Raw genomic sequence first — 20,980 nt, forward strand, 5'->3', positions numbered from 1 at the left:
GGGATGCGCGCCCGACAGGGCCGGGACGCCGCCGCCACAGGGGTTTCGTGGCGGCGGTGGCCCGGCGCCGTTGGCCTGCGTTGTTTGCAGGCCTACGGCGCGCGCAGCCCGGCCCGGAGCGCAGCGGAGGGACACGCCCGAGCCCGGGGTTCGCAGTTCCGCGGTTCGCCAGTGGCTGCGGCGCGCCCGGTCCTTTCCGTGCGTATCGGGGTACGGGGGCGCGGAAAACCGACACGGAGAGGCGCGGTGACACGGCTGGACGAGCTGGCGCGCGAGTACGAGGCGCGCCACTACCCGCCCACGCGGCGGCTGGACCTGCAGAGGGAGGGGCCCGATTCGGCGCGCGAGCGGGCGCTGCGCTGGATCCAGACCTTCGCGCACGAGGAGCCCGGCGCCGACCTCCTGCTGGTCGTGGAGCGCGTCCGGCGGCACGGCCGGGGGAAGGGCCCGGTGCGCCTGGCGGTGGAGAAGCTGCTCGACGAGCTGAACGGCGGGCTGATCGACTGGTGGCAGCCGTTCGCCGACGGGAGCCTGGCGCTGCGCATCGCGCGCGACCCGCGGCGCTTCGCTCCCCCGCCCGCGCCGAAAGCGGTGGAGGGCGACGGGCGCACGCCGGAGACCGCCGGCGCGCGCTGGCTGGCCCCGCAGGCCGACATCCCGCCCGAGCTCCTCTCCCTGGCCGAGCGCATCGCCGAGCTGCGGCGCGTGCGCGAGGGGCTCCCCGCCGGCGCGCGCGACGTGCTCCTGCGCGGCATCTGGAACGAGGCCCAGGCCCGCGCCATGAGCGAGCGCGTCCCCTGGGAGCGCGCCCTCCAGGAGACGTTCGAGGACGAGCAGGCCCGCATGTACGAGGACGACGACTGACCAACGGCAAGTGCGAAAGTGCGTGAGTGCGTGAGTGTGCGCATCGGCGTGATGCCGGCCGGTGCGCGCGAAGCCCGCCCCACAGCCTCGCGGGGTTTGCGAGGCTTCCTGCCGTTGTTGCTGCGGCTTCAGCCGTCCGCTAGATTGGCCCCGAAGCGCCCGCCGGCGGTATCCCCCACCCTTCCGCTCCACGTTCCATGCGCGTGACAGCCCTGGCCCTGGGTGCCGTGTGCGCGGCCGCGCTCGCCGCGGCGCCGGCGGCGGCCCAGCAGTTCATCCGCGTCGGGCAGACGGTCTCCGGCCGGCTCGACGGCTCCGACCTTCGCCTGGACGACGGCTCGTACTACGAGGTGTGGAGCTACCGGGGCCGCGCCGGCGAGCGCCTGACCGTCACGCTCCGCTCCGGCGACTTTGACGCCTACCTGGCGTTCGGGCGCCTGAGCGGCGGCGAGTGCGAGGGCGACTGCGAGACCGACGACGACGGCGCCGGCGGCACCGACGCGCGCATCACCGCCACGCTCCCGGCCGACGGCGTCTACGGCATCCGCGTCAACACGCTCGGCGAGGGCGAGACGGGCGACTACACGCTCAGCGTCGAGGCCGCCGCCGCCCCCGCCGTGCGCGAGATCTCGCTGGGGCAGACGGTGACGGGCCGGCTGGACGAAGGCGACGCGCGCGACGAGGACGACGACTCGTTCTACGAGCTGTGGAGCTACCGCGGGCCGCCGGGGCAGCGCATCGTGGTCACCCTGCGCTCCGCCGACTTCGACGCGTACCTGGGGTGGGGGCGGCTCGCCGGCGGTGAGTGGGAGGAGATCGACAGCGACGACGACGGCGGCGGGGGGACCGACGCGCGGCTCCAGGTCACCCTGGGCGGCGAGGGCGAGTACGCCATCCGCGCCAACACCCTGGGCGCGGGCGAGACGGGGAGCTACACGCTCAGCGTGGAGCCCGCGTCGGCTTCCGCGGCGCGCTCCCGCCCCCCGGCGCCCGACCTCTCGCGCGCCCGGCCCGTGCGCGCGGGCGAGACGGTCGCCGGCGCGCTGGAGGCGGGTGACCCGCAGACCGAGGAGGGAGCCTTCTACGACGTCTGGACCTACGAGGGCCGCGCGGGCGAGACGCTCACCCTGGCGCTGCGCTCCGACGAGGTGGACGCGGTGGTCTCCATCGGCCGGGTGGCGGACGGGCGCTTCGTGGAGATCGGCGCGTCCGACGACGGGTCCGACGGGACCAACTCGCTGCTGGTGGTGACGCTCCCGGCGGCGGGGGCCTACGTGATCCGCGCGAGCTCGTACGCGGCCGGCGAGACCGGCGCCTACACGCTGGAGGCGCGCTCGCGCTGAAGGCGGTGCGGGCCGGGCAGGGGCCGCGCGGAAACCCTTCCGCCGGCCGGGAACATCCTCACGACGGGGGGAAAGACATGAGACGGATCCTGTGCGGGGCGGCGCTCGCGGCGACCCTGGCGCCGCTCCTGGCGTCGCCGGCGCGGGCGCAGACCCCGCAGCCCATCCGGGTGGGGCAGACGGTGAGCGGCTCGCTGGCCGAGAGCGACCCCGCGCTCAGCGAGCGCGGCCGCTTCAAGGTCTACCGCTTCGACGCGCGCAAGGGGCAGCGCCTGGTGGCCACCATGCGCTCCGAGGCGTTCGACGCCTTCCTGACCGTGGCGCGCTCGGTGGGCGGGATCACCGACGCCTTCAAGACCGACGACGACCGCGGCGGCGGCACCGACGCGCGGGTGCGCTTCGTGGTCCCCGAAGACGGCCAGTACCTGCTGGTGGCGCAGTCGCTGGCCGAGGAGGGGGTGGGCGCCTACACCCTGGCGCTGGAGACCGCGCCCGAGCCCACCACCGCCCAGGCTCGCGAGGTGCGCCTGGGGCAGACCGTCACCGGCGCCCTGGCCGAGACCGATGCCATCCTGGAAGACGACGACACCTTCTACGACACCTGGGTGATCAGCGCGCGCGCCGGGCAGCGGCTCCTGATCGAGATGAAGTCCGACTCGTTCGACACCTTCCTCTCGTTCGGGCGGATGGAGGGCGACGAGTTCAACGCCACCGGCACCGACGACGACGGCGGCGACGACACCAACTCGCGGCTCCGGGTGACGGTCCCCGAGAACGGCGAGTTCCAGATCCGCGCCAACTCGATGGGCACCGCCACCGGCCCCTACACCCTCACCGTCACCGAGCGCCCGCCCCCGCCGCCCGCCCCCGCCCCGCGCCCGATCACCGTGGGGCAGGAGGTCAACGGCGAGCTCACCGACGAAGACGCGGCGATGGAGGACGACTCGTACTACGACCTCTACGCCTTCGAGGGGCGCGCGGGCGAGCGCCTGCGCATCACCATGCGCTCCGACGAGTTCGACACCTTCGTGGCGTTCGGGCGGATGGAGGGCGGCAGCTTCAGCGAGATCAGCAGCAACGACGACGGCGGCGACGACGGCACCAACTCGCAGCTCGAGGTGACGCTCCCCGCGGCCGGCCGCTACGTGGTCCGCGCCAACTCGCTCTCGGGCGGCAACACCGGCAAGTACACCCTGAAGCTCGAGCGGATGCAGTAACCCCACACCGCCGAGACGCGAGGCCCCGCCCGGACCCGTCCGGGCGGGGCCTCGTGCTTCCTGCCCACGCACTTCGCACTCGGGACTTAGCACTGCAGTTCTGGGCGTGTCCCTCCGCTGCGCTCCGGGCCGGGCTGCGCGCGCCCTGTCGGGCGCGCATCCCTCACGCGGGGTTTCGTCGCGCGGCATGCGAGTTCGCGCGAAGGCCCTCCTCCGCACCAGACCGGCAAAGTACCCTCTCCCGAAGTTGGGAGAGGGTGGCGACGCGGTAGCGGCGCCGGGTGAGGGCCCCTCGCCTACCGCAGCGCCTCCTCCAGCACCCTCCCGTCCAGCGGCTCGCCGGGGGCCACGCGCAGCACGCGCGCCAGGGTGGGCGCGATATCGACCACGCGGGCGAAGCGGGCGTACTTCCCCGGCCGGAACGGCGCGCCGTAGAAGATCACCGGCACGCGCGTGTCGTAGTCGTGCGGCGAGCCGTGCTGGGCGTACGTGGCCGCCCCCCACACGTAGCCGGGGCGCAGCGTCACCAGCGCCCGCACCGGCAGGTCCGGCGGGAGCATGTGCACCCAGCGGCGCGCCACCGCGTCGTTCGCCGAGTCGCGCGCCAGGTCCGCCGGCTGGTCGGCGCGCAGCACCCCGGGGACGGTGCGCGCGTACTCCACGAAGGCGCGCGCCAGCGCCGCCGGGTCGCGTCCCGCGGCGGCGAAGGGCTCCGGGTCCATCAGCACCAGCCCGTCGTCGAACTCCACCGCCGAGGTGTCCACCCCCATCGGGCCGAGCGCGTCGTACAGCCAGCGGCGGAAGGGCTCGTGGCCCACCTTGTAGCGCGCCGCCGCCTCGGCGCCGAACGCCACCTCGGGGAGGCGGGCCACCCCGTGGTCCGCCGTGAGCGCGACGACCACCCGCGCCGGGTCGCGCCGCGCGTACAGCGAGTCCAGGAAGGCGCCCAGCATCCGGTCCAGCCGCAGCACGTGGTCGTGCAGTTCGCGCGAGTCGGGCCCGTAGCGGTGGCCGACCGCGTCCGTGGTCGACAGGGAGATCGCGAGCACGTCCGTCCACTCGCGGGTGCCCAGCCCCGTCTCGCGCAAGCCCTCCAGCGCCAGGTCCAGGATCATCTGGTCCATCCAGGGGAACTCCGTCACCAGGCGCACCGCCTGCGCCGAGTCGGCGGGGAGCACGTGCGGGAAGGTGAAGTCCGTCCCCCGGCTCTCCGCCGGCACGCTGTCGGGCTCGGGGTACGCCGAGGCGGGGAGGAGCGGCGTCCAGCTCTGCCCCATCAGCCGGCGCACCGCGGCGCGGGCGTTGAAGCGCCGCACCCACGCCGGCAGGGTGTCGGCGTAGTAGGTGCTGGTGGAGAAGCGGCCGTCGTACGCGTACCAGAACACCTGCTGGTGCGCGCGGCCGAGCGGCAGGATGGCGCCGCGGTCCTTGCGCGAGACGGAGAGGGCGCGCGTGCGCGGGTCCTTCACCCGCAGCCAGTCGGTGAGCGTGCCGCCGCGGAAGCGGAACGGCGAGGCCCCCATCGCGCTGTCGCCGCCCACGATCGGCGCCTGGCGGTCCTGCACGCCCTCGATGTTGCGGACGATGCCGGTGCGCGCCGGGAAGCGCCCCGAGAGCATGCTGGCGTGCCCGGGCGCCGTCTCGGTGATCCCGTGGTCCTGGTGCGCGTCGGTGAACACTGCGCCGCCGTTCCACAGCCGCGCCAGCCCGCCGGTGAGCTGCGGCCCCCAGCGCTCGAAGTAGTCGGGCCGCAGCTGGTCGACGGCGATGAACACCAGCAGCGTGGCCGCCGGCCGCTGCTGCGCGGCGGCGCTCCCCTGCGCGGGCGCGGGGGCGGCGGCGAACAGCGCGAGCGCCGCGGCGGCGTGGACGAGTCTGCGCATGCGGACCTGCGTCGGGGCGGATCGGGGAAGACGGAAATCGGCCCGGCAACGTACGCATGCGAGCATGCGTCCGCCACGCCCTCCCAGGAGGGTCGACCGTGTGAGTCAGGGCGGTTGCATCGATCCGTGATCAAAGGGTGTTGCAGTTCTCCCTCCCACCGCGCAGCGGGGGGAGGGTCGGGGAGGGGGCTCACCGCGGCCGCGCGAACGCAGGTCGAAGCGGGAGAGGTTTCGCGATTCTCCGCCCGACTGGAAGTCCTCCCGTCCCCGACATAGCTTGGCAAAGCTGCACTCTTCACCCCTCTCGCCGATCCCGCCCAATGAACGTCGCGCAGAACCTGGAGCGCTCCGCCCGGCTCTTCCCCGACGCGCCCGCCCTGCTCTTCGAGGGGCGCGGCTGGACGTACCGCGAGCTGGAAGCGGAGGTGAGCCGCACCGCGCACGGACTGGAGGCGCTCGGCGTCGGCGCCGGGGACCGGGTGGCGCTCTTCCTCCCCAACGTCCCCGGCTTCGCCGTCGCCTACCTGGCGGCGCAGAAGGTGGGGGCCGTGGCGGTGTCGCTGAACGCGCTGCTGAAGACGGAGGAGCTGCGCTACCTGCTCGCGGACAGCGGCGCGGGCATCGTCTTCACCACCGCCGCGCTCCTCCCCGAGCTCCAGCCGCTCAAGGGCGACGTCGCCACGCTGCGCGAGGTGGTCGTCTGCGAGGGCGAGGCGCCGGGCGAGCGCACGCTGGCCGAGCTGGGCGAGGGGCGGCCGGAGCGCTACCGGTCGCGGGAGATGGAGCCACGTGACCCGGCGGCGATCCTCTACACCTCCGGGACCACGGGGAAGCAGAAGGGGGCGGTGCTCTCGCACGGCAACGTGGTCTCCAACTACCACTCCACCTGCCACTGCGTCGGCTCGCAGCCGGGCGACCGGCACGCGCTCTTCGTCCCGCTCTTCCACTGCTTCGGGCAGGACTTCATCCTCAACGCGGCGCTCAATTCCGGCGGCACCGTCCTCCTCCACCGCCGCTTCGACCCCGACGCCACCCCCGCGCTCCTCCGCGAGCAGGGGATGACGCACCTCTACGCCGTGCCGACGGTCTACATCTACCTGCTGAACGCCGGCGTGGGCCCGGCGGACTTCCCCGCCCTGCGCTACTCCTTCTCGGCCGCGGCGACGCTGCCGGTGGAGGTGGCGCGGCGCTGGCGCGAGGTGTTCGCGATGCCGGTGCACGAAGGGTACGGGCTCACCGAGACCTCGCCCTTCGCGGCGTACAACCACGAGTACGCGCACCGCCCCGGCTCCATCGGCACCCCGATCGAGAACGTGGAGATGCGCGTGGTGGGGCCGGACGACCGTGAGGTGGCCGACGGCGAGTGGGGGGAGATCTGCATCCGCGGGCCCAACGTGATGCTGGGATACTTCAATCGCCCCGAGGAGACGGCCGAGGCGCTGCGCGGCGGGTGGTTCCACTCCGGCGACGTGGGCTACCGCGACGAGGACGGCTTCTTCTGGCTGGTGGACCGGGTGAAGGACATGATCAACGCGGCGGGCTTCAAGGTGTGGCCGCGCGAGGTGGAGGAGGTGCTGTACCTGCACCCGGCGGTGAAGGAGTGCGCCGTGGTGGGGCTGCCGGACCCGGTGAAGGGCGAGACAGTGGCCGCCTTCGTGGTGCCGCAGCCCGGCGCGGCGGCGAGTGAAGAGGAGATCGCGGCGTTCTGCCGCGAGCGGATGGCCGCCTACAAGGTGCCGCGCAGCGTGCGCCTGGTGGAGGCCATCCCCAAGAGCCCCACGGGGAAGATCCTCAAGCGCGTGCTGCGCGAGGGGTGACGCGGGAGCTCAGCCGTGGCGGAGCGTGGAGAGCCGGGCGCGGTGCCAGCGGGCGCGGACGGCGGTCCAGCCGGCGAACGGCTGGTAGCGGTGGATCGCCCACGCGAGGGCGAAGGCGAGGAGCAAGAGACCCTGCACGACCGTCTGCTCAGGGTCGACGGACCGCAGGCCCTGCAGGATGGCCTGCTCCACGTAGAGGGAGGGGCCGGATTCGACCGGCTCCATGATGACGCCCTGGCAGAACGCGAACGGCTCGCGGTCCATGCCCGCCTCCCGGGTGTCGGTGGAACTGCGCGCGCCGCTACGGGCCTTTGAGCCGCAGGAAGTGGTCGCGGTGCCAGCGGGCGCGGAGCCGCTGCCACTGCTGGTAGGGCTCGTACTTCCGGAACGCCCAGGTGATCAGGAACGGCAGCGTCATCAGCCCCTGGAAGGCGGCGACGCGGACCATGTCGATCAGCTCCGCAAGGCGGGCCGCCAGTTCCGTCTGCATGATTTTCCTCCCCCTCGACTGAGGGCATCCCGGGTGCCCGTTGGCTGGAACGCGCGGGCCCGCCGCTTTCTGCCGTCCGCTGCACGCTCCGCGCCCGCGAAAGGCGCGGGACTTGTCGAAACACCTGTGTTTGTTTAGAATATTCGCCCCCGCGGGCAAGGGTTGACGCGTGGCGAAAACGTGTTAAATTACTTGCCTGCAACGATTTAGGCACCGATAGCTCAACTGGCAGAGCAGGGGACTCTTAATCCCAAGGTTGTAGGTTCGATTCCTACTCGGTGCACTGTGCGCCCGTAGCTCAGCTGGATAGAGCGTCTGACTACGGATCAGAAGGTCGGGAGTTCGAATCTCTCCGGGCGCGCCTGGTTGGATGGAACATGCTCCGGTGGCGGAACTGGTAGACGCGCTAGATTCAGGATCTAGTGGGGGCAACCCCGTGGAGGTTCGAGTCCTCTCCAGAGCACTGTTGGGCCCCGTTCGTCTAGTGGCCTAGGACACAGCCCTCTCAAGGCTGAAACACGGGTTCGATTCCCGTACGGGGTACTGGTTGGAACATGTCGCGGGGTGGAGCAGCCTGGTAGCTCGTCGGGCTCATAACCCGAAGGTCGCGGGTTCGAATCCCGCCCCCGCTATACGGTCGATTAGCTCAGCTGGTTAGAGCGCTCGCCTCACATGCGAGAGGTCCGGGGTTCGAGTCCCTGATCGACCACTGGAGGGACAGCCGACGCGGCGCGCGGGCTGTTCCTGCCGTTTCCGGGGATGTAGCTCAGCTGGGAGAGCGCTGCAATCGCACTGCAGAGGTCAGGGGTTCGATTCCCCTCATCTCCACTGGATGAAACGCCGAGCCCCTCTTCCGCATCGCGGTAGAGGGGCTCGGTGTTCGGCCGTGCCCAGTACCTCGCCGGCTACTCACAACGGATATATCCCAAGATCCGCGCTGCCGTTGCGGAGCAGCTTGACGTTCTGCCGGAAGTAGTCAACAGACGAATTGACCCGGAACGGCAACGGCGGGAGTCCCAACCCTCTCTGCACGCAACGCCCCGAGAGCTGGAATAGAAGGGATAAGACCTTCTTGTAGTGGACGAGAGTGATCCGGCGGCTCGGGTGGAGAACAACCGCCCGGTATTGTCTGTTGGAGGGAGCGTGCAGGGCGGATCTACTCTGGGCGATCGCCATTTGGCACCGCGCACGCGCCTCTGCGCATCAGCGACAAAGTCCAAACTCTGGTCGCGGAATAGGGCATGAAATCCGTCGAACAGGACGTGCTTGGGGATCAGCCCAAGGCTGGTGACTAGTGAGCGCTGAGATTCTAAGGCTCCTTAGCCAGTTCTCACCGCCGTTCGGAGGCGTCCTCGGAGCAGGCGTGGCCGGAATCCTGTGGGCCACCGGTAGCGCGGCGACGGCCGACTTCTACCCGCTGCTAATTACGGGCGCGCTGCTGGGCACGGCACTGTGGCGCCCGGTGGAACTTGCGTGGGGTATCTTCATACGTCCGCTGACTGGACGCATACGGGTCAGGAAAGAGGCACAGAAACTAATCGAGTATCGAAAGCGGTCGCTGATCACACAGGAGCAGTTCTATAGACTAATGGGTCGCTTAGTGGAACAGGATCTCGGGTTCCAGCCCGAGTCTAACCAAGAAGCCCTTTTAGGCAGCAAACTCGTGCTTCCAAGTGAGGAGTGAGGCGCAGCTTCGATGCCTTCCACTCCTCATGGAATGGATGAATTACCGAGCCCCTCTCCCGCGCCGCGGGAGAGGGGCTCGCGTCTATCCACCGAAACGGGGCGGCGGGATCAGCGGCCCATCAGGGGGATCGCAATCCCAAGCATCACGGCGAACGCGCGGTTCTTCACGTCCGCGTCCAGATCCGAGTCGTCGATCGAGCTCAGGCCGAGCGTGTACCGCCCGTCGAGGGTGACGGTCGCGCGGCCGGCCGGGAAGTCCAGCCCGGCGCCGAAGGCGAGGCCGACGTCGGTGTCCTTGACGGCGATGCCCTCCTCGTCGAGCTCGTCGCAGTCGACCTCGACGGAACCTCCGTTGAACTCGGCCTCGGCGCCGCAGCTCGCCCTCAGGCTGAACACGGGCCCGGCGAAGACCGACGGCCGGAGCGACGAGCCGGTGACCGGCACGTTCAGCCTGAGCAGGACCGGCACGTCGACGTAGTCCAGCTTGACCGTCAACTCCCCCTCTGTGTCGCTGAACGAGGCCCCCTTCTGCGAGTAGAGCACCTCCGGCTGGATGGCGAGCATGTCCGAGAAGCGGTAGACGAGGAAGGCACCCCCGACCAGGCCGATGCGCGAGTCGGCGTCCTCGACGTCGTCGCCGCCGAGCGTCGCCACGTTGACGCCCGCCTTCACGCCGACCGAGATCCCCTGTGCGGCGGCCCCGGACGCGGCGCCGAGCACGAGCGCCGCCGCGACGGCGGTGGACCAGATCCCTCTCATTTTTCTGTTTTCTCCTCGATGGGTGGGTGGCGCGCCGCGCCGGGAGGCGCGGAGCGGCAGAATTTTAAACGGCCGTTCCCACCCACGCCATGGCGGCTGGCGTCGCACTTCGTCCCTGGACCGCCGTCGATCCGGATCCCCGCAGCACGTTAGCGCGTGGCGTTGTTACTTTGGAGGGAACAGTGTGTCAAGCGGACCAGAAAAAGGACCACGGGTCGGATGTCAGAGGTGCCGGTGAGGGGTTGATCTCCTCGATTCTGTGCCGGCACTCCCGAATGGTATGAAGCGCCACATGCAGCGAGAATTCGGCGCCGGGCGAGATCTTGTACTCACCACCTATTTCGCGGCGTTTCTGAGGCCACGCCGCCTCGCGCGCTCCAATCTGCGCAGGTAGGACGGAAGTGTGGTCCTTCCCATGAGCCACCTTGTTCCGAACCTGAACGAGACGCTCTAGCTCTTGGAACGTCTCCTTTCCAATAATATCCCGCAAAGACTGTCCAACAACCGCGTCGATAAGCCTTGACCATGCCGCCGGGCGGCTGCCAGCCACTGTCCTACCTGATACAGTCTCAAAATACGAATCAAGTGCACTTACCGCGTGGATCGGGGCAAGGCGAGGGCTCTGGAATCCCGCAAGACGAGCTTCCAGAAACAGTTCGCGCCAAATCGGCACCGGTGGATCTGCGGGAGACTTGCCAACAATGACCAAGAACACGTGCAACGGTCGCTGCTCGGTGAGGTCGTATGGGGTTGCCCCAAGTGAGACAAGCGCGAGTCCCTGCAACATGTAATGGGTAGCCAGCCCGCCGGCTAAATAACTGCCACCTGTGGTATAAGCGAAAATCCGGTACACCTCCTCAAATTCGCCGCGAACGTCCACCACCTCCGCCCGCCCTGGTTGACAGAGCACAGAACGAACGATCCTCTTGCAGCCGAGGTAATAGACGTAGCCTAGCTCATACCCCCTAATGAACATTTCGTCGGCAGCTTGTACGGGTGTAAATGTGCTTCCGCACTGGTGGCATGTGAGGTTACCCCATCGCCCTACCTGAAGGGCTTCGGCATAGAGCAGCTCAGATCCATTGGCGCACTCAGGACAGCATAGGGTGAGCGACGCTTCCCATACTGCGGCCACCTTTTGATTCTGGTCCACCCGCCCCTCCTCAATCCCTCTGGATGATTAGACGCCGAGCCCCTCTTCCACATCGCGGCGGGGGGCGCTCAGCGGAGAGCGTCCTGGTCCATAATGCACCTCGCAAGAACGTGTGGACTCGATTCGATGGATATAACAAAGGAGTCGCCGTCCGGGGCAGACGGATTGCTCCACCAAGCCCTCAGGACGCGACTCCCGATGCGCGCAATCCTAAACGAACGGCCCTGGCTCTGTCAAGCTGAAGGTCGACCAGGATCGCCGCGGCGCCAGCAGACGAACTTCGCGTTGGACGTCGACATCATCGCCTGGATGACGGCGTCGTTGTCGAAGCCGGGAAGCTGCTGCAGGCGGTCCAGCAGCCGGTTGGAGCCCTCGGCTCCCTGCGGCACCGCGCACCCGCCCTTCCCCTCCCCGGCGGCCAGCATCCAGTAGACGTCCTCCACGAACGGCCCCTCGTCGGTGGTCAGGATGAAGACCTCCTCCAGCTCGTCCCAGCGCACGGTCTCGGTGCTCCCGTCCGCCATCCGCCGCGTGACCGCCTCGTCGTCGAAGGTGACCCGCTCCCGCTCCGGGGGCGGCTGCTTCCCGCGAAAGGCGTCGAGCAGTCCCATCGTCGTCCTCCCTCAGCGCGAGGTGCGGTCGAAGCGGAGCCCGCGGACGCGGTCGAGCCAGACGCTCAGCCCGTCCACGCGCCCCGAGGCGTCGCGGCTGAAGCGCACGATCCACCCGCGCGGCGCGGTGAAGGCGTCGACGTACGCCGGCGTCAGCTCGACGCGCGCGTCGGGGCGGCGGCGCAGCACCAGCTTCCCGTCCTCGACGGCGGCCGTGTAGGCCACCTCGGCCTCCTCGCTCCGGTACTCGCCCGCGAACTCGTCCAGCCGGTCCGCGCCCGGCGCCCAGTCGTCCACCGGGTCGTAGACGAAGGTGTCGCCGTCCGCTGCCAGCAGCCGCAGCGCGGCGCGGCCGGCGGGGGCGGGATCGAACTCCAGCCGCGGCCAGCCGCTCGGCGCCTGGAAGACCGTGGCCGAGAGCGGAACCAGCGGCGGCGCGTTCTCGGCCGCCAGCTTCCCGTCGCGCACCGCCAGCCGGACCGGCTCGCTCGTGCGGCGGTTGCGGTAGAGCCCCGCGCGGGCCGTGAGCGCCTCGGCGGAGAGGGTGACGGGCGCCGGCGCGTCCGCCGCGGCGGAGACGGGGAGGAAGACGTCGGCCACGCGGCGGCCGAGCGCCACGGGGTTGGCCTGCGCGGCGTTGCAGAGGACCGCCACCGAGAGCCGCTGCTCGGGGTAGCGCGCCAGCCAGGCGCGGTAGCCGGCGGTGGCGCCGCTGTGGTTGACCTCCGGGATCCCGCGGTGGCGGGCGACGACCAGCCCCTCGGCGTACTGGATCCGCCGCCCGCTGGTGAGCACCCCCTGCCGCTGCAGCTCGTCCACCAGCACGCGCCCGCCTACCCGCGCGTCCGCGAAGTTCTCGTTCCAGCGCAGCAGGTCGCCCACCGTGGTCAGCAGCCCGCCGTTGCCGTGCACGTTCTCGAACGGCATCTGGCTGTGGAAGGTGCTGTCGCGCCCCAGCTCGTAGGCGACCGCGCGGCCCTTCACCACGCGGGTGAAGTCGTCGCGCCACCCGGTGCGCGCCATCCCCAGCGGCTGGAAGAGGCTCCGGCGCGTGAACTCCGCGAACGGCTCGCCCGCCACGCGGTCGACGATCACGGCCAGCAGGTTGTAGCCCGTGTTGCTGTAGAGGTACTCGGAGCCCGGCGGAAAGTTGAGCGCGCGCTGCCGCGCCGCGATGTCCAGCACGTGCGCGTGCGTGTGGGTGCGCGTCCCCCGCGGCCACCCGGCGATCTCCTGCACCGTCCCCCAGTCGCGCAGCCCGCTGGTGTGGTTCAGCAGGTGGCGGACGGTGAGCGGCGCGCCGTAGTCCGGCAGCTCCGGCACGTGCTTCCGCACCGGGTCGTCCAGCGAGAGGCGCCCCTGCTGGGCCAGGAGGACGACGGCCGCCGCGGTGAACTGCTTGGAGACGGAGCCCGCCTCGAACACCGTCTCCGGCGTGTTCGGCACGTCGTGCTCCAGGTCCGCCATCCCGTAGGCGCGGGTGAGCAGCGTGCGCCCGCCGCGCCCCACTCCCACCGTGCACCCCGGCGTCTCCCGCGAATTCCACCGCACGAAGAGGCTGTCGACGCGCGCGGCGGAGTCGGCGGCCTGGGCCGCTGCGAGCGTCGGCAGGAAGAGGAGGGCGACGCTCGTGAAGGATCGAGACAGCTTCATGCCTGGCATACTCGAGGAGTGGAGGAGGGTACGAATGCGAGTCTAGCGGCGGCGCCCGCGTACGTTGACGACGGTCAGACCGGCGAGACCGACGGCGACCAGCGCGAGGCGGAAAGGCGGTCTGTAGTGTGTTCGGCTCGGGACGCACCAGGAAGAGCGCGGCGCCGAAGACGACGAGGAAGCCGAAGATGAGAGTCAGCGCGTCTCTGTTCACTGCTTCTCGGTGTTTCCAGCTCCTGCTCGATCGGTACCGGCGCCGCCACGGAGAATCGCGACCACCTGATCTATGATGCGACTCAGCGCCGCGGGCGCGAGTTGTCCCACCTGCCGTGCGATGAGCGTTCCGTTCGCCGTGAAGAGCTTTCCGGGCCGCACGTAGCTGGTTTGCTGCAGTGATCCAGCGACGAAATCGCGGGACGTCAGCGTGATCGCGAGTGGATCCGCGAACGCATTGCTGGTGACCTGTGCGAGGATGAAATCACCGCGCCCGGCGTTTGCCAGAACGACGGCCGGGCGCAGTTTCACCTGGGAGAGGTCCGAGAACGGAAATGTGACGAAGACTACGGCTCCGGCTGAAAGCGCTGCCACGCAGCATCCTCCTCTTCACGATTCCAGTCTTCTGCAAGCGCTGCCTCGCTGAGCAGCGCAGTCAGATTCGGCTCCTCTGCCGTCTCGTCCAGGATTGTGACGAGGGCGCGGCGCGGCTCGCTCACGTCCACCTGTTCAAGCAGGCGCACGTGGCCTCCCGCCTCGATGACGGCTTCGACGGTTCGCAGCATGACTTCCTCGCTTTCCCTCAGGTCTTCTGAAAGAATGCCGAAATCCCATCCGGCGAGCAAGCCGCCGACCCGCCCCGATGCCGGATCGGCACTTGCGGTTCCTCGTCGCCCCGATTAGCCTTGGGCCTATGACCACGCAGACCCGCGCCGCGATGATGATGTGCTGTCCCTGTGCTCTCCTCACGCGAGGGAGTAGAGACGGCGTCCGCGCGCGCGAAACCGGGTCGGCATGATCTGAAGTCACGCGAACACGAGCGGAAAAGGCCGCGACTCCCTCGCCGGAGTCGCGGCCTTTCGCCGTCTGGGGTTCCCGATGCGGCTCACCGACGAGGGCGCGGTGAGCTCCGAACAGCTTCCGACAGAGGTGAGAATCTGTTGGAACAGGATTCTGGCGACCCGGTATCAGGCCGCTTCCATCGGAGGACAAGGAGACGAGATGTCCGCAACCGCCGAGCGCCCGATCGCGCTCTTTCACGAGCACCCGGACTGGTTCCGCCCGCTCTTCGCCGAGCTGGACCGGCGCGGCACGCCTTACGTGCGCATCCCCGCCGGGAGCCACCGCTACGACCCCACCGAGGAGCCCGGCTACTCGCTGGTGTTCAACCGCATGAGCCCGTCGGCGTACCTGCGCGGCGCGGGGAACGCCATCTTCTACACGCAGAGCTGGCTGGACTACCTGGAGCGCGCCGGCGTGCGCGTGGTGAACGGCCGCGCCGCCTACGCCGTCGAGACCTCCAAGGCCGCGCAGATCGCCCTGCTGCACCAGCTCGGCCTTCCCCACCCGGCCACGCGCGTGATCAACCACCCCTCCGAGGCCCCCGCGGCCGCCGAGGGGCTGCGCTTCCCCGTGGCCGTCAAGCCCAACATCGGCGGGAGCGGCGCGGGGGTGCGGCGCTTCGACACCCCCGGGGCGCTCCGCGCGGCCGCCGAAGCCGGGGAGCTGGACCTCGGTATCGACTCCACCGCGCTGGTGCAGGAGTTCGTCCCCGCCGAGGCGGGGCGCATCACCCGCGTGGAGGTGCTGGGCGGGAAGTACCTGTACGCCATCCGCATCTACACCACCGGCGAGAGCTTCGACCTCTGCCCGGCCGACGTCTGCCTGCGCGCCGACGGGGCCGAGCTCGCCCGCGCCGCCTGCGCCGTCGACGCGCCGAAGAACGGGCTGCGCGTGGAAGCGTACGAGCCGCCGGCCGAGATCGTCGCGCAGGTGGAGCGGATCATGGCCGCGGCGGGGATCGAGGTGGGCGGCGTCGAGTACTTCGTCGACGCCCGCGACGGCCGGCACTACTTCTACGACGTCAACGCGCTGTCGAACTTCGTGGCCGACGCCCCCCGCGTGGTGGGCTTCGACCCGTTCGCGCGCCTGGCCGACTACCTGGAAGGGGAGGCGCGCTGACCATGCGATTCGGATACTGGCTCCCCGTCTTCGGCGGCTGGCTCCGCAACGTGGACGACGAGGGGATGGAGGCCTCGTGGGAGTACGTGAGCCGCCTGGCGCGGCAGAGCGAGGAGATCGGCTTCGACCTCACGCTGGTGGCCGAGCTGTTCCTGAACGACATCAAGGGGCAGGACGCGCCCACCCTGGAGGCGTGGTCCACCGCGGCGGCGCTGGCGGCGGTCACCCGGCGGCTGGAGATCATGGTGGCGGTGCGCCCCACCTTCCACCCGCCGGTGATCTTCGCCAAGCAGGCGGCCAACATCGACCGCATCGGCGGCGGGCGGTTGTCGCTGAACGTGGTGTCGAGCTGGTGGGCCACCGAGGCGAAGAAGTACGGCGTGCAGTTCGACGTGCACGACGACCGCTACGCCCGCACGCGCGAGTGGCTGGAGGTGGTCGACGGCGTGTGGAGCCAGCCGCGCTTCAGCTACGCCGGGCGCTACTACACGGTGGACGAGGCGGTGCTGGAGCCCAAGCCGGCCGCCCGCCCGCGGCCCACGATCTACGCCGGCGGCGAGTCGCCCGCGGCCAAGGAGCTGATCTCGGCCCGCTGCGACGGCTACCTGATGCACGGCGACCCGCCGGAGAACATCGCGCCGAAGGTGGCCGACATGCGCGCCCGCCGCCAGGCGCTGGGCCTGCCGCCGATGGTGTACGGCGCAGCCGGCTACGTGGTCTGCCGCGACACCGAGGCCGAGGCGCGCCGCGAGCTGCAGCGCATCACCGACGTGGGGAGCGGCGCCGCCTACCACAACTACCGGGAGTGGCTGGCGAACACGCAGCTCGAGCAGCGGGTGAGCCTGGAGGACTACTCGGTGTCGAACCGGGGCCTGCGCAGCGGCCTGGTGGGCACCCCCGAGCGGATCGCCGAGCGGCTGATCGAGCTGGAGGCCGCCGGGCTGGACCTGGTGCTCCTGCAGTTCTCGCCGCAGCTCGAGGAGATGGAGCGCTTCGCCGAGCAGGTGATCCCGCTGGTGAACGGGGCGCGGGAGCAGAGGACGGCGGCGTAGTTCGAAGTCGATCTGGGGAAGGCGGCTGAAAGCCGCGGCAACAACCGCAGAAAGCCTCGCAAACCGCGCGAGGCTTCAACGGCAACGTCCCACGTCGGGGATTTGCCGGGGCGCGCCGGGGCGCGTAGCTTCCCGACCCGGCGCCGGGCTGGACCGAGGTCCGGCCCGGCGCCGTCGTTTTCGCTTCCGACGATCGACGTCTCGCGAGCCTGGAACGATGTCCGACGGAGTCGTGGTCCGTCCCGCCAGCGAGGCGGACGGCGAGGTCTGGCTGGGGCTGGTGGACGCGCTGGCCGACTACGAGAAGCTCGACCGACCCTCGCCCGAGGCGCGGGGGCGGCTGCTGGCGGACGCGTTCGGGCCCCGGCCGCGCATCCAGGTCTACATCGGCGAGATGGAGGGCCGGCCGGTCGCGTACGCCATCACCCTGGAGACGTACTCCTCGTTCCTGGCCCTGCCGACGCTCTACCTCGAAGACCTCTTCGTCGTCCCCGAGGCGCGCAGGCACGGGCTCGGCCGCGCGATGATCCGCTTCCTGGCCGGCGAGGCGGTGCGCCGCGGGTGCGGGCGGATGGAGTGGGTGGTGCTGGACTGGAACCGGCTCGCCATCGACTTCTACGAGCGCCTGGGCGCGCGGCACATGAAGGAGTGGTACACCTACCGCCTCACCGCCGACCAGCTCCGGGAGATCGCGGACGCTCCGGCCTGAGTCTCGAGCGGGCCGCCTCCCTGGCGCACTTTTCGCAAAGACGCTCGCCCCTTTTGCCGCGAGGGACGGGCGTTCTTAATTTCACCTTCCGCATATACTTACGGCCACAACACTCCCCCGATCTTTCATCTGGAGGGAATTTACCAGCAGCCACCTCGGTTTTCATCTAAATATCGTTTGCACAACAGGTTGGGCAGCCATGAACAAACGAACAAAGCACCACTTTCGGACGCGAATTGGTCCGCAACTTGCCAGACCCCTTCACGCCACGATCCGCCGCGGAGGAGCGCGGTGGGTCGCACCGGGCCCGGTGAGGATCGGCGGGACGCCGCCGGTCGGACGAGGAAGAGGATTCGACGACGAAGCACGGGACTCACTGACCTGGAGGAACGCAGATGTACGGGAAGATCAAGGGCCTGTTCACGGTCGCCGCACTCGCCGCCACCGCCGCGTGCAACTCCGGCTCGCCCACGGAGGCCTCGTTCCTGGCGCCGCCGGACGAGCCCATGGCGGCCCGGGCCGAGAGCCAGCTCACCTTCTCGTCTTCGCAGAGCTACGACACTGCGACGCCGCAGACCTCCACGGGCGGCGTGGGCGTCATCGGCTTCACCGGCAGCCTGACCACCGGCAACCCGTGCGTCGACGTCACGGCCAGCCACAGCAGCCGTTCGGGGAGCGTGACGGTGACGGTCACGGCCGCGCCGAACGGCAGCGCCTGCATCCAGGTGATCACGAACAACAACTACCAGGGCCAGGTGTCGAACCTGGCGCCCGGCACCTACACCTTCACCGTGGTCCACGACGTGGGGACCCGCACCACCGCGCACACCAGCACCGTCGTGGTGCAGTAGCCCACGGCCCACCGCCGGGCCCGCGCCGACGCGGCGCGGCCCGGACGGCCGCGGGGCTCCCCGGACCGGGCGAGCCTCGCGGCCGAGCGCTTTCCCCCGCTCTCCCGCTCGGAACGTGACGCGCGCCACTACACCCCGGACGGCGCGAGGTGTAGATTGCGCGCAGCCATCACTTTGCTCCGAGGGGAACGATGCCCGCTTTCGACTTCGACCGCATGCCCGACGACGCCCGCGTGTGGGTGTTCGCCGCCTCCCGCGACCTGTCGCCGGACGAGTCGGCGGCGCTGCTGCGGCACGTGGACGGCTTCCTGGCGCACTGGCACGCGCACGGCGCGCCGGTGGCCGGGGCGCGCGAGCTTCGCCACGGCCGCTTCCTGCTGGTGGCCGCCGACGAGCGCGCCACGGGGGTGTCGGGGTGCTCGATCGACTCGCTCACCCGCGCGCTGAAGGACGCGGAGGCCGAGCTGGGCCTGTCGCTGCGCGAGGCGGCGTCGCTGGTGTTCTACCGCGGCGCGGACGGCGCCGTGCGCGGGGTGCCCCGCCCCGAGTTCCGCCGGCTGGCCCAGTCCGGCGAAGTGGGCGAGGACACGGTGGTCTTCGACAACACGGCGGCCAGCGTGGGCGACGTGCGCGCCGGGCGCTGGGAGCGGCCGCTGCGCGAGTCGTGGCACGCGCGGGCGTTTCCGGTCGGCGCGCCCGCTGCGTGAGGGGGCGGAACGTACGCTCTTGACAGGGCGAGGGGGTTCGGTTATACTTCGGCCCAAGCAGTTGGACTGGGAACACCCGGTCGGCGACTGGCCTCGGCGAAATGCCGGGGCCTTTCGTTTTTCCGGCCCGTCCCTCCCTCAGGGAAAGACCTTCAGCCCCCACCCCTCCTTCCGACCGGACGGGCTGCGGCGGAACTTGGGCTCCAGCAGGTCGCAGGCGCGGTTGGGCTGCGCGGGGTCCAGCACCTTGCGCCCGATCGGCCGCGCGACCAGATCGGCGAGCTGGAGCCCGGCCGAGTTCGCCTTCTTGTCGGTCATCACGATCTCGAACGGGAGCGCCCGGCGCAGGTGGTTGTCGCCGCCGCAGACGCGGCGGAAGGCCTCCTCCAGCCGGGCGTCTTCCTTCGCCCCGCGCCGCTCGAACAGCAGGTGCGTGACGCCGCCGCTGCACCCGCGCCCGCACAGGTGCTGGTAGATGCGCTCCAGGCCGAAGCCCATGGCCACGTGGTAGGGATCGGCCGGGCGGCGGTAGCGCTCGCGGTGGCGCTGCTTGTGGATGGCGCTGGCGACCAGCGTGAACGGCGCCTCCACCATCAGCCGGTCGAGGTCGGCGAAGAAGGCGTCGCGCCGCGCGGCGTCGAAGAGGAAGGCGAACGGGCCCTTGCTCTTGCGGATGTCGTGCTCGTGCAGGATCACCTGGTCGTGTCCGAAGTGGCGGTACTTGAAGCGCAGCACCGCGGGCGCGGCGGCGGACGCGTACGCTTCCTTCTCGAAGACGAGGAAGGCCAGGACGAACACGGGGTAGCTGGCGTCGATCGACTCCATGCCGTGGTCGCCGCTCTCGTCGACGAAGACCACGTAGTCGCTGAAGGCGGGCAAGCGGGACGGGGCAGGTGGGAGAAGAAGGGAATGGAGGAAAGTGGACGAAGGGTACGGCTTCGGGACGCGTTCCGCAACCCCCTGTGAGAGACTCGCGTGAGGGATGCGCGCCCGGAGGGCCGGGACGGCGCCGCGACACGGGGTATCGTCGCGGCGGTGGCCCGGCGCGGTTGGGCAACGTTGTTTGTTGCCCTACCGCGCGCGCAGCCCGGCCCGGAGCGCAGCGGAGGGACACGCCCCAAACCGCAGTGCGAAGTGCTGAGTGCGAAGTGCTAAGTGCTTGTCTGCGTACGAAGGCAATCGCCGCTCGGCTTCGCACTTCGCACTTCGCACTTCGCACTTCGCACTTCGCACTTCGCACTTCGCAAGTTACTCCACCGCGATCGAGAACGGGGTGAAGTCGGTGTCACGGTCGTAGTAGTCCTCGTGCTCCACGCGCTTGAGGAAGCCCACCACCCGGTAGGTGAGCGGCGTGGCGATCACCTCCCAGAGCACCTTGAGGACGTAGTTGCTGAGCGTGACCCGGAGCACCGTCTGCGTCTCCCACACGCCCAGGAAGGCCACCGGGTAGAAGACGGCCGAATCGACGCCCGCGCCCACGATCGTCGAGCCGATGGTGCGGGTGAAGAGCCAGCGGCCCTCGGTGAAGAGCTTCATCTTGGCCAGCACGTACGAGTTGGCGAACTCGCCCACCCAGAACGCCGCCAGCGAGGCGAGCACGATGCGCGGCGTCTGCCCGAACACGCTCACCAGCGCGGCCTGCCCCTTCCAGGTGGGGTCGGGCGGCAGCGCGAGCACCACCACGCTCATCAGCGAGGCGAAGGCCAGCGCCGCGAACCCCGCCCAGATCACGCGGCGCGAGCGCGCGTAGCCGTACACTTCGGTGAGGATGTCGCCGAAGAGGTAGGCGATCGGGAAGAACAGGATCCCCGCCCCGAAGCTCACCGGACCGATCCGCGCCGGCTTCCCCGGCCCGATCAGGTTGGAGCAGAGCAGCACGGTCACGAACGCCGCCATGATCAGGTCGAAGTACTTGTACCGGCGGTGCGGATGAGGAACGGCTGCCTGCATGGGGATGCGCGCGGGTGGGGCGGCCGCGAGGCAGTCCGCGGCCGCGAGGGTGAGCGTGGA

21 protein-coding genes and 7 tRNA genes are annotated in these 20,980 nt (G+C 70.1%); 17 read left to right on the forward strand and 11 right to left on the reverse strand.

What is annotated here, in order from left to right:
• Positions 1 to 246 precede the first annotated feature (246 nt).
• The 3 genes from VF746_00105 (at position 247) to VF746_00115 (ending at position 3,424) form a co-directional block, all read left to right on the forward strand.
• Positions 247 to 864 carry a hypothetical protein gene (locus VF746_00105; GenBank protein HEX8690818.1) on the forward strand — a complete coding sequence of 206 codons (618 nt, stop codon included), beginning with the start codon at positions 247 to 249 and terminating at the stop codon, positions 862 to 864.
• 197 nt (positions 865 to 1,061) lie between these two features.
• Positions 1,062 to 2,207: a hypothetical protein gene (locus VF746_00110; GenBank protein ID HEX8690819.1), complete on the forward strand. Its 1,146-nt coding sequence runs from the start codon at positions 1,062 to 1,064 to the stop codon at positions 2,205 to 2,207.
• Between the two features lie 77 nt (positions 2,208 to 2,284).
• Positions 2,285 to 3,424 carry a PPC domain-containing protein gene (locus tag VF746_00115; GenBank protein ID HEX8690820.1) on the forward strand — a complete coding sequence of 380 codons (1,140 nt, stop codon included), beginning with the start codon at positions 2,285 to 2,287 and terminating at the stop codon, positions 3,422 to 3,424.
• Between the two features lie 296 nt (positions 3,425 to 3,720).
• On the opposite strand, the gene VF746_00120 is transcribed toward VF746_00115, so the two are convergent.
• Positions 3,721 to 5,307: an alkaline phosphatase family protein gene (locus VF746_00120; protein HEX8690821.1), complete on the reverse strand. Its 1,587-nt coding sequence runs from the start codon at positions 5,305 to 5,307 to the stop codon at positions 3,721 to 3,723.
• A 320-nt stretch (positions 5,308 to 5,627) separates the two neighbouring features.
• Between VF746_00120 and VF746_00125 the strand changes: the two genes are divergently transcribed.
• Positions 5,628 to 7,124 carry a long-chain fatty acid--CoA ligase gene (locus VF746_00125; GenBank protein HEX8690822.1) on the forward strand — a complete coding sequence of 499 codons (1,497 nt, stop codon included), beginning with the start codon at positions 5,628 to 5,630 and terminating at the stop codon, positions 7,122 to 7,124.
• Positions 7,125 to 7,133: 9 nt separating this feature from the next.
• On the opposite strand, the gene VF746_00130 is transcribed toward VF746_00125, so the two are convergent.
• Together VF746_00130 and VF746_00135 are read right to left on the reverse strand one after the other, a co-directional pair.
• Positions 7,134 to 7,388 (reverse strand): hypothetical protein, encoded by a 255-nt coding sequence (locus VF746_00130; GenBank protein ID HEX8690823.1) that lies wholly within the window; start codon positions 7,386 to 7,388, stop codon positions 7,134 to 7,136.
• 37 nt (positions 7,389 to 7,425) lie between these two features.
• A complete protein-coding gene (locus tag VF746_00135; protein HEX8690824.1) occupies positions 7,426 to 7,614 on the reverse strand; it encodes a hypothetical protein in 189 nt (62 codons plus the stop codon).
• A 210-nt stretch (positions 7,615 to 7,824) separates the two neighbouring features.
• On the opposite strand from VF746_00135, the gene VF746_00140 reads away from it, so the two are divergent.
• The 8 genes from VF746_00140 to VF746_00175 all read left to right on the forward strand — a co-directional run bounded on the left by VF746_00140 (position 7,825) and on the right by VF746_00175 (position 9,298).
• Positions 7,825 to 7,897, forward strand: a tRNA-Lys gene (locus VF746_00140).
• Positions 7,898 to 7,901: 4 nt separating this feature from the next.
• Positions 7,902 to 7,975, forward strand: a tRNA-Arg gene (locus VF746_00145).
• Positions 7,976 to 7,993: 18 nt separating this feature from the next.
• Positions 7,994 to 8,077 (forward strand) — tRNA-Leu (locus VF746_00150).
• Between the two features lie 7 nt (positions 8,078 to 8,084).
• Positions 8,085 to 8,157, forward strand: a tRNA-Glu gene (locus VF746_00155).
• Between the two features lie 15 nt (positions 8,158 to 8,172).
• Positions 8,173 to 8,246 (forward strand) — tRNA-Met (locus tag VF746_00160).
• 3 nt (positions 8,247 to 8,249) lie between these two features.
• Positions 8,250 to 8,323 (forward strand) — tRNA-Val (locus VF746_00165).
• 46 nt (positions 8,324 to 8,369) lie between these two features.
• A tRNA-Ala gene (locus VF746_00170) sits at positions 8,370 to 8,442 on the forward strand.
• A gap of 535 nt (positions 8,443 to 8,977) precedes the next feature.
• Positions 8,978 to 9,298: a hypothetical protein gene (locus tag VF746_00175; protein HEX8690825.1), complete on the forward strand. Its 321-nt coding sequence runs from the start codon at positions 8,978 to 8,980 to the stop codon at positions 9,296 to 9,298.
• 110 nt (positions 9,299 to 9,408) lie between these two features.
• Here VF746_00175 and VF746_00180 read toward each other — a convergent pair whose 3' ends face one another.
• The 6 genes from VF746_00180 to VF746_00205 all read right to left on the reverse strand — a co-directional run bounded on the left by VF746_00180 (position 9,409) and on the right by VF746_00205 (position 14,315).
• Positions 9,409 to 10,059 carry a porin family protein gene (locus VF746_00180; GenBank protein HEX8690826.1) on the reverse strand — a complete coding sequence of 217 codons (651 nt, stop codon included), beginning with the start codon at positions 10,057 to 10,059 and terminating at the stop codon, positions 9,409 to 9,411.
• A gap of 187 nt (positions 10,060 to 10,246) precedes the next feature.
• On the reverse strand, positions 10,247 to 11,212 hold the full coding sequence (locus VF746_00185; GenBank protein ID HEX8690827.1) for a hypothetical protein: 966 nt from the start codon (positions 11,210 to 11,212) through the stop codon (positions 10,247 to 10,249).
• A gap of 233 nt (positions 11,213 to 11,445) precedes the next feature.
• Positions 11,446 to 11,823, reverse strand: a complete 378-nt coding sequence (locus VF746_00190; protein ID HEX8690828.1) for a hypothetical protein — start codon at positions 11,821 to 11,823, stop codon at positions 11,446 to 11,448.
• A gap of 12 nt (positions 11,824 to 11,835) precedes the next feature.
• A complete protein-coding gene (locus tag VF746_00195) occupies positions 11,836 to 13,476 on the reverse strand; it encodes a serine hydrolase domain-containing protein (GenBank protein HEX8690829.1) in 1,641 nt (546 codons plus the stop codon).
• A gap of 210 nt (positions 13,477 to 13,686) precedes the next feature.
• The gene (locus tag VF746_00200; GenBank protein ID HEX8690830.1) at positions 13,687 to 14,064 is read right to left on the reverse strand and encodes a type II toxin-antitoxin system PemK/MazF family toxin; all 378 of its coding nucleotides are present in this window, start codon (positions 14,062 to 14,064) and stop codon (positions 13,687 to 13,689) included.
• A complete protein-coding gene (locus VF746_00205) occupies positions 14,037 to 14,315 on the reverse strand; it encodes a hypothetical protein (protein ID HEX8690831.1) in 279 nt (92 codons plus the stop codon). Before VF746_00205 ends, VF746_00200 begins: the two co-directional genes overlap by 28 nt.
• 376 nt (positions 14,316 to 14,691) lie before the next feature.
• Between VF746_00205 and VF746_00210 the strand changes: the two genes are divergently transcribed.
• The 5 genes from VF746_00210 (at position 14,692) to VF746_00230 (ending at position 18,970) form a co-directional block, all read left to right on the forward strand.
• Positions 14,692 to 15,651: a hypothetical protein gene (locus VF746_00210; protein ID HEX8690832.1), complete on the forward strand. Its 960-nt coding sequence runs from the start codon at positions 14,692 to 14,694 to the stop codon at positions 15,649 to 15,651.
• Positions 15,652 to 15,653: 2 nt separating this feature from the next.
• Entirely contained in the window at positions 15,654 to 16,703 is a 1,050-nt protein-coding gene (locus VF746_00215; protein HEX8690833.1) for an LLM class flavin-dependent oxidoreductase, read from the forward strand.
• A 217-nt stretch (positions 16,704 to 16,920) separates the two neighbouring features.
• Positions 16,921 to 17,412: a GNAT family N-acetyltransferase gene (locus tag VF746_00220; protein ID HEX8690834.1), complete on the forward strand. Its 492-nt coding sequence runs from the start codon at positions 16,921 to 16,923 to the stop codon at positions 17,410 to 17,412.
• A gap of 395 nt (positions 17,413 to 17,807) precedes the next feature.
• Entirely contained in the window at positions 17,808 to 18,263 is a 456-nt protein-coding gene (locus VF746_00225) for a hypothetical protein (protein HEX8690835.1), read from the forward strand.
• A gap of 191 nt (positions 18,264 to 18,454) precedes the next feature.
• On the forward strand, positions 18,455 to 18,970 hold the full coding sequence (locus VF746_00230; GenBank protein ID HEX8690836.1) for a hypothetical protein: 516 nt from the start codon (positions 18,455 to 18,457) through the stop codon (positions 18,968 to 18,970).
• A gap of 138 nt (positions 18,971 to 19,108) precedes the next feature.
• Here the strand turns inward: VF746_00230 and VF746_00235 are convergent, their stop codons facing one another.
• Complete coding sequence (locus tag VF746_00235; GenBank protein ID HEX8690837.1) at positions 19,109 to 19,849, reverse strand: DUF3800 domain-containing protein; 741 nt, start codon at positions 19,847 to 19,849, stop codon at positions 19,109 to 19,111.
• Positions 19,850 to 20,218: 369 nt separating this feature from the next.
• Entirely contained in the window at positions 20,219 to 20,920 is a 702-nt protein-coding gene (locus tag VF746_00240) for a queuosine precursor transporter (GenBank protein ID HEX8690838.1), read from the reverse strand.
• Between the last annotated feature and the right edge of the window lie 60 nt (positions 20,921 to 20,980).

The organism is Longimicrobium sp. (assembly GCA_036389795.1).
GTDB lineage: Bacteria > Gemmatimonadota > Gemmatimonadetes > Longimicrobiales > Longimicrobiaceae > Longimicrobium.

Excerpts from the sequence above, each read along its gene's own strand:
- VF746_00220 (HEX8690834.1), top strand. The coding sequence starts at position 16,921 with ATGTCCGACGGAGTCGTGGTCCGTCCCGCCAGCGAGGCGGACGGCGAG.
- VF746_00130 (HEX8690823.1), bottom strand. The coding sequence starts at position 7,388 with ATGGACCGCGAGCCGTTCGCGTTCTGCCAGGGCGTCATCATGGAGCCG.
- VF746_00215 (HEX8690833.1), top strand. The coding sequence starts at position 15,654 with ATGCGATTCGGATACTGGCTCCCCGTCTTCGGCGGCTGGCTCCGCAAC.
- VF746_00115 (HEX8690820.1), top strand. The coding sequence starts at position 2,285 with ATGAGACGGATCCTGTGCGGGGCGGCGCTCGCGGCGACCCTGGCGCCG.
- VF746_00125 (HEX8690822.1), top strand. The coding sequence starts at position 5,628 with ATGAACGTCGCGCAGAACCTGGAGCGCTCCGCCCGGCTCTTCCCCGAC.
- VF746_00120 (HEX8690821.1), bottom strand. The coding sequence starts at position 5,307 with ATGCGCAGACTCGTCCACGCCGCCGCGGCGCTCGCGCTGTTCGCCGCC.
- VF746_00190 (HEX8690828.1), bottom strand. The coding sequence starts at position 11,823 with ATGGGACTGCTCGACGCCTTTCGCGGGAAGCAGCCGCCCCCGGAGCGG.
- VF746_00195 (HEX8690829.1), bottom strand. The coding sequence starts at position 13,476 with ATGAAGCTGTCTCGATCCTTCACGAGCGTCGCCCTCCTCTTCCTGCCG.
- VF746_00180 (HEX8690826.1), bottom strand. The coding sequence starts at position 10,059 with ATGAGAGGGATCTGGTCCACCGCCGTCGCGGCGGCGCTCGTGCTCGGC.
- VF746_00230 (HEX8690836.1), top strand. The coding sequence starts at position 18,455 with ATGCCCGCTTTCGACTTCGACCGCATGCCCGACGACGCCCGCGTGTGG.
- VF746_00110 (HEX8690819.1), top strand. The coding sequence starts at position 1,062 with ATGCGCGTGACAGCCCTGGCCCTGGGTGCCGTGTGCGCGGCCGCGCTC.
- VF746_00210 (HEX8690832.1), top strand. The coding sequence starts at position 14,692 with ATGTCCGCAACCGCCGAGCGCCCGATCGCGCTCTTTCACGAGCACCCG.
- VF746_00225 (HEX8690835.1), top strand. The coding sequence starts at position 17,808 with ATGTACGGGAAGATCAAGGGCCTGTTCACGGTCGCCGCACTCGCCGCC.
- VF746_00240 (HEX8690838.1), bottom strand. The coding sequence starts at position 20,920 with ATGCAGGCAGCCGTTCCTCATCCGCACCGCCGGTACAAGTACTTCGAC.
- VF746_00135 (HEX8690824.1), bottom strand. The coding sequence starts at position 7,614 with ATGCAGACGGAACTGGCGGCCCGCCTTGCGGAGCTGATCGACATGGTC.